The 6,372-nt window shown below is 68.8% G+C and carries 5 protein-coding genes and 1 tRNA gene; 4 read left to right on the top strand and 2 right to left on the bottom strand.

Annotation, left to right across the window (positions count from 1 at the left end):
* Positions 1-151 precede the first annotated feature (151 nt).
* The gene (locus OXK16_02935) at positions 152-1,222 is read left to right on the top strand and encodes an N-acetylmuramoyl-L-alanine amidase (protein MDE0374902.1); all 1,071 of its coding nucleotides are present in this window, start codon (positions 152-154) and stop codon (positions 1,220-1,222) included.
* Between the two features lie 12 nt (positions 1,223-1,234).
* Here OXK16_02935 and OXK16_02930 read toward each other — a convergent pair whose 3' ends face one another.
* Entirely contained in the window at positions 1,235-1,852 is a 618-nt protein-coding gene (locus OXK16_02930; GenBank protein MDE0374901.1) for a GNAT family N-acetyltransferase, read from the bottom strand.
* Between the two features lie 22 nt (positions 1,853-1,874).
* Here OXK16_02930 and OXK16_02925 point away from each other — a divergent pair, with 22 nt between their 5' ends.
* From OXK16_02925 to queG, 3 genes are all read left to right on the top strand, one after another.
* Complete coding sequence (locus OXK16_02925; protein ID MDE0374900.1) at positions 1,875-3,251, top strand: FAD-binding oxidoreductase; 1,377 nt, start codon at positions 1,875-1,877, stop codon at positions 3,249-3,251.
* 110 nt (positions 3,252-3,361) lie between these two features.
* A tRNA-Leu gene (locus OXK16_02920) sits at positions 3,362-3,456 on the top strand.
* Positions 3,457-3,729: 273 nt separating this feature from the next.
* Entirely contained in the window at positions 3,730-4,863 is a 1,134-nt protein-coding gene (gene queG / locus OXK16_02915; GenBank protein ID MDE0374899.1) for a tRNA epoxyqueuosine(34) reductase QueG, read from the top strand.
* Here queG and OXK16_02910 read toward each other — a convergent pair.
* On the bottom strand, positions 4,860-5,969 hold the full coding sequence (locus OXK16_02910) for a spermidine/putrescine ABC transporter substrate-binding protein (GenBank protein ID MDE0374898.1): 1,110 nt from the start codon (positions 5,967-5,969) through the stop codon (positions 4,860-4,862). The two genes, queG and OXK16_02910, sit on opposite strands and share 4 nt — an antisense overlap.
* Positions 5,970-6,372 lie beyond the last annotated feature (403 nt).

Here is a 6,372-nt window from a genome sequence, read left to right as displayed (position 1 = left end):
CAGCCAACGTCAGGGCATGGATCGATGCCCCCCCCCCCCCCACCCCCCCCCCGACCCCGGGGCCCCCCCCCCCCCCCGCCCCCGGGGGGGGGGGGCCGGGGGCCCCCCCCCCCCCCCCCCCCCCCCCCCCCCCCCGCGAGGGGCGCGAGAGTTGTCTGAACGACGAGCGTCCCTTCTCCTGGGAGGCGTCGTCCTCGTCGGGCTCGGGCTCCTCGCGGCGAGCGGGAACGAAGCCGAGAGCCCGGGGTCGACCCGGCCGGAGCCGCCAGACACCGTGGTAGCCGGCCTTCCGCCCGAGCCGGTCCCGGCCTCGCCGACGGCGACCTACCCGGAGGAGGAACAGCCGAAGGCGGGCGCCGATGGCGGTGTCCCCCCGGCCGTGACCATGCTGCCGACCGTCATTACCCCGCTCGGGATTCCGGTAGCGGTCATCGGACGCAGCGGCACGGGCTACCTGGTTCGGACGCCGTGCGGCGACGCGGCTGAGGTCTCCACCGGCGATCCGATCGAGAAGGCGCGTGTCGTGCTGGATCCGGGCCATGGGGGGAGGTGGAACACCGGCGCGATAGGACCCAACGACCTCGTGGAGAGCGATCTGAACCTGAGGCTCAGCCGCGCCGTCCGGGACGAACTCGCCGATCGCGGCGTTCCCGCCGTGATCACCCGCACCGGCGACTACGGGATGCTGATCTCGGTCCGCGCCGCCTTCGCGGATGCCCTCCGGGCCCTCGGGGCCGAGGCGTTGATATCGATCCACCACAACGCGCCAACCTGGGGCCGAAGCAACGTCCCGGGCACCGAGGTGTACGTGCAGTCCGCTACCACCCAGCGAGCCCGCTCCGACTCCGCTCGCCTTGGCGGGCTGCTTTACGAGGAGATCACAGCCGCACTGGCCACGTTCGACCACATCGCATGGAGCCGCCTGCGCGATGCCGGCGTGCTGCGCGTCCTACTCCCGGGCGGAGAGGACGCCTACGGGATCGTACGCCGTCCGGCTGTCCCGACCGCCCTGATCGAGTATGGGTACCTGTCCAATCCCTCCGAAGCCGCGCTGTTCGCCACCGACCAATACCTGACGGTGGCGGCCAGGACCACCGCTGACGCCATCGAGGCCTACCTGTCCTCCGACCGCCCTGGCACCGGATTCATCCGGGAACCACGCGTGTTCCACTCGCACTCGCACTCAGGCTCCGTCCGTTGTGACGATCCCCCCTTGGAATAGAAAGGCCGAAAGCTAGCGGACCTCCCACACGATCAGGGAGGCCCAGTTGTCTACGTCGGGGTCCTCCATGTAGTTCTCCAGCACCCCGCGCGCCTCGAAGCCGTTCTCGATCTGGAAGCTCAGGGTCCGGTCGTAGAGCTCGCCGCCGGCCACCTTCTCCACGTACTCGGCGGCGGACATGTCGTCCTTGTGCGCAGCGTATCCGGGGATCACCCCTCCGGCGATGATGCCCCGCAGGCCGAGGGTCCGGCACACCTCCTTGCGCAGGTCGTAGAGGCGGCTGCCGATCCCGCGGCGGCGGTAGCGGGGGTCCACCGCGATGTCGGTGCCGTAGTACCACTCACCGGTGGGATCGTGTCCGGCCTTGTGCTGCCCGGACATGAGGTCCTTCATGCGGTGCTGGGGGCGGGACAGGTCGAAGTGGACCCTCACCCCCAGGCCCATGGCGATGGGCGTCTCCCCGTCCAGCACCACAAAACCCCCTTCGGGGAAGACCTCGGCCAGCTCGACCAGCTCCCGGGCGTTGTACAGATCGGCGGGGTTCACGCTGGGGAACGACCGGAGCTCGAGCGCCTCCAGTTCGCGGGCCCATCGGGCCTCCAGGTTCACGTAGCGGAGGTCGCCGGTCACCCCCGGGATTATACTTTCGGCGGTGCCTGACTACTCGAACCTGTCGCTATGGATGGCGACTTTCGAAGGCGACCTGACCCCCCGCCCACCGCTAGGTGGCGATGCCTCGGTGGATGTGGCCATCGTGGGGGGCGGCTTCACCGGCCTGTGGACCGCCTACTACCTCACCGAGCGGGACCCTTCGCTCTCGATCCTGGTGATCGAGCGGGAGATCTGCGGCTTCGGCGCCTCCGGACGTAACGGCGGATGGGCGATCGGAGATCTGGCCGCCGGAATCGACGCGTACGCCCGCCGCTCGAGCCATGAGGCGGCTCGCCGCCTCATGGGCCACGTGCACGGCTCGGTCGACGAGATAGGCCGGGTAACCGCAACCGAAGCCATCGATTGCGGGTTCGCCAAGGGTGGGGTGATCCGGTTCGCCCGCAGCCGCGCCCAGGCGGCGCGCCAGGCCGCCAAGATCGAGAACAATCGCGCCAACGGCATCGGGGAGGACATCATCCGCCTGCTGGAGCCGGAAGAGGTGCGGCGTTTCGCCCGGCCTACCGACCTCCACGGCGGTATCTTCTACGCGCCCTGCGCGGCGCTCGATCCGGCCCGGCTGGTGAGAGGGCTGGCCGAGGTGGTGGAACGGCGCGGCGTTCGGATCGTGGAGCAGACCGCGGCCACCGAGATCCGGGACGGAGGGGTCACGACCGCCGGTGGACAGGTCAGCGCGCCGGTGGTGATCCGGGCCACCGAGGCTTATACCCGTGACCTTCCGGGAGAGCGACGGACCCTGGTACCGCTCTACTCGCTGATGATCGCCACCGAGCCGCTGGACGCCCCGACCCTCGCCGAGATCGGACTCGACACCCGGCCCACCTTCGCCGACGATCGCTACGCCGTCATCTACGGGCAGAGGACGGCCGACAACCGGATCGCCTTCGGGGGACGGGCGATCCCGTACCTGTACGGCTCCCGGATCGATCCCGCCACAGAGCGCGACCGTCGGTCCCACGATCTCATCAGGAGGGTGCTTGTGGAGATCTTCCCGGTGCTCGGCGACGTAGCCATCACCCACGAGTGGGGAGGCGTGCTGGCGGCGCCGCGCAACTGGATCCCGGCAGTGCGCTACGACCCCCTGACCGGCATGGGCACCGCCGGCGGATACGTAGGCGACGGGGTAGTCCCCTCCTGCCTGGCCGGCCGCACCCTGGCCGATCTGATCACCGGAACCGAGTCAGAGTTAACCGAACTCCCCTGGGTGGGAGTCGAATCCCGCCCGTGGGAGCCCGAACCCCTGCGCTGGCTGGGCATCCGGGGGACCCGGGCCGTGATGGGCAGGGCCGACCGCTTCGAGTTCGGCACCGGACGCTCCTCGCGCCTCGGCCGCCGGGCCTACGAACTGCTCGGCCGTTGAAGCCGATCATCCCCCTCCACCAAGGGGTTGTCAGCCGCTCCCACGAAGGTAACGATGCCATATAGGAGAACGGACGACAGCCGAATGGCCGTCGCCCGTCACCCCGAACTGGCGGGTATTGCCTGTGGGTACAGGACCGGGCCTCAGAAACTCGGAGCCGGGAGGAATACTCTCCTTGGTTGCGGTTCGACTCCGCTGCCCGCCGCCGTTTACCGCAACATTGGTTAGATGGTAACAGCACTGCGTCCGGAGGACTACCCCCCGTCGGGTTATTGTCTTGATCCTGGAACGGCCGAATCTCATGCTCATGGAGCGGGCATTGCCTCATAATGAAGTCATTGGACCACTTGTTCGAGCATGGACCGCGTCCTTGACCGGCCGGACCGCGTGATGTGAGTAGAGCCGGTCCGAACCCCACTCCACGCTTCCCTCCGGCGTGGGTTGCTGACCGAGATCCCGCCAAGTGGTGAGATCACGGATGGCTACTGCGCAAGTCCAAGTTGACTCGATTCTCGACATCGGGCGGCGGGCCGGGCTGGCCGCGGTGGGGGTGTGCCGGGCAGATCCGTTCACGGAGGTGGCCGCAACCTTGCGGGAGCGCAAGGAGGACGGGTTGCACGGCGGGATGCAGTTCACCTACCGCAACCCGGAGCGCTCTACCGATCCGTCGCGCATCCTGCCGGGCGCCACCTCGCTGGTGGTGGGCGCCCTCGACTTCTGGCGTGGCGAGCCGGACCGCCCCGACGACGGCCTCCCCTACGGACGGGTGGCGGCCTATGCCCGGGAAGATCACTACGCCGCTCTCCGTTCCGCTCTCGGGCAGGTGGCGGAGGCGCTGCGCGCGGCGGGGCATCGGGCGGTGGTGGTGGCTGACGAGAACAGCCTGGTCGACCGGGCGGCCGCCTACCGGGCCGCCATCGGTTGGTGGGGGAAGAGCTCCAACCTCCTGGTGCCCGGAGCGGGGAGCCTGGTGGTGCTGGGCGCGGTGGTCACCAACGCCCCTCTGTGCGACACGGATCCGGTGCCAATGGACGACGGCTGCGGATCGTGCCGGCAGTGCCTCGACGGATGTCCCACCGGCGCCATCGTTACTCCCGGGGTGGTCGACGCCCGCCGCTGCCTGGCCTGGCTGGTCCAGGAGTCCGGGGTGTTCCGGCCCGAGTTCCGGGTGGCGCTCGGGGACCGGATCTACGGCTGTGACGACTGCGCCGAGGTGTGCCCTCCCAACCGGGTCCGGGTCCGCCTCGAAGGCCGGAGGAACGAGGGGCCGAACGAGGCCTGGGTGTCCCTGGTCGACCTGCTCGACGCCTCCGACGAGGACCTCATGGCCCGCTTCGGACGCTGGTACATCCCGCAGCGCCGGCCCCGGTACCTGCGGCGCAACGCGCTGGTGGCGCTGGGTAACGTCGGGGATGCGTCCGAGCCCCGGGTCCGTTCCGCGGTCAGCCAGGCGCTGGCCCATCCCGACCCGCTGGTGCGCGCCCACGCCGTCTGGTGTGCGCGCCGCCTCGGGTTGGGCCTGACCGCTCTACGGGGCCGCGAGGACCCCCTGGTCCGGGACGAGTTGGATCGCCCGGTCCCGGTCCGTGAACCCCTCCCGACCGGGGGCTAGCCAACCGCCTCGATGAAGGCGTCGGTGTAGTTGATCTCGAAGTCGCCGGTGTCCTGGATCTCCTCCAGCGAACCCACCCCGCCCGGGATCACCGCGGGGTCGGCCACGAAGTCCAGCAACTCCTGCTCCAGGCCGTCGAGGGCTGCCGCGTTGGGGGTGGAGTAGTAGTTGTAGTTGGACAGGGCCGCGCCGTTCTCCGCATCGAGTATCCAGTTGATGAAGGTGTGGGCCGTGCAGGGATTGGGGGCGTCGTGCGGGATCGCCATGTTGTCGATCCAGCGCGTCCCGCCCTCCTCCGGCACGAAGTAGACGTAACGGGACGGGTCGTCGGTCTCCAGGAACTGGGTGAACATGTCGCCCGAGTAGCCATGGGCTATTGCGGTCTCGCCGGTCGTGAGCAACTCGTCGGCCTGATCCGTGTCGAAGGCAGCCACACGGCCCCTCGCCTCGGAGACCAGTTCCTTGGCCTCCTCCAACTCTCCGGTGTCGGTGGTGTTGAGCGAGTAGCCGAGGTACTTCAGCGCTGCGCCCAGGGTCTCCCGCGGGTCGTTCAGCAAGGAGATCCGGCCTGCGTACTGATCGGCGAAGCTCGGGTCGAAGACGATCGACCAGGACCTCGGGAAGTCGGTTCCAACCACCGCGGTGTCCACGGCCAGGCCGGTAGTTCCCCACTGGTAGGGCACGGAGTAGTCACCGGCCGGGTCGTACACCAGATCGCTGAAGTCCGCCGAGATGTTGGCGATGTTGGGTATGGCGTCCTTGTTGAGCAGCTGGATGTCCTCGCCGGCGATCAGGATGGCGACCATGTAGTCGGAGGGAACGATCAGGTCGTATCCCGAGTTGCCCGCGGAGATGATCGGCTGCATGGCCTCGTTGGAGTCGTAGACATCCACGGTCATCTCGATGCCGTGCTCGGCCGCGAAGGCGTCCACCAGGTCCGGATCGATGTACTCGGCCCAGTTGTACAGGTTCAGGTCACCATCCGTCTGGCCCACTTCGCAATCCGCGGCCGCAGCGGTCTCCTCGCCGTCTCCGGCGCAGGCGGCGGCCAGGAGCGTCATGGCCACCAGCACGGCGAGCAGGCGGCGCATCGGGGTAGGTCTCATGACAACCTCTTTCTGTTTGTCGCTCGTGACTTCGAAGCCCCGTCCGGGCTCACCCTCCGATTGGCGGCTCGCGTCGAGAAGCCTCGGGCGAATTGTATCGACGCTCCGTGGACAAGGTGGCGCTGATCGATAGTTCTAGTGGCCGAGGGATGCCGTGGTCTGTCTGCGGAACGGCGGTGGGGTATGGCGTCGGCAGCGGTGTTCCTCGCAAGGCCCGCTGACGAAGGCGTGCCCGCAGCGGCACGTCAAGGAAGCGGAACGCAGCGACGGGACACCGATGACCGCCAGACCACGCCAGGCTGTTTCACAGACAGACCACTATCGCGTCTGTCTGCGGAACGGCGGTGGGGTATGGCGTCGGCAGCGGTGTTCCTCGCAAGGCCCGCTGACGAAGGCGTGCCCG

This window comes from bacterium (genome assembly GCA_028821235.1).
Lineage (GTDB): Bacteria > Actinomycetota > Acidimicrobiia > Spongiisociales > Spongiisociaceae > Spongiisocius.
Note: the sequence above shows the minus strand (reverse complement) of the source record. Positions and strands in the feature narration are given on the sequence as shown.

Coding starts and splice junctions, on each gene's coding strand:
- queG (MDE0374899.1), top strand. CDS start 3,730: ATGGCTACTGCGCAAGTCCAAGTTGACTCGATTCTCGACATCGGGCGG.
- OXK16_02910 (MDE0374898.1), bottom strand. CDS start 5,969: ATGAGACCTACCCCGATGCGCCGCCTGCTCGCCGTGCTGGTGGCCATG.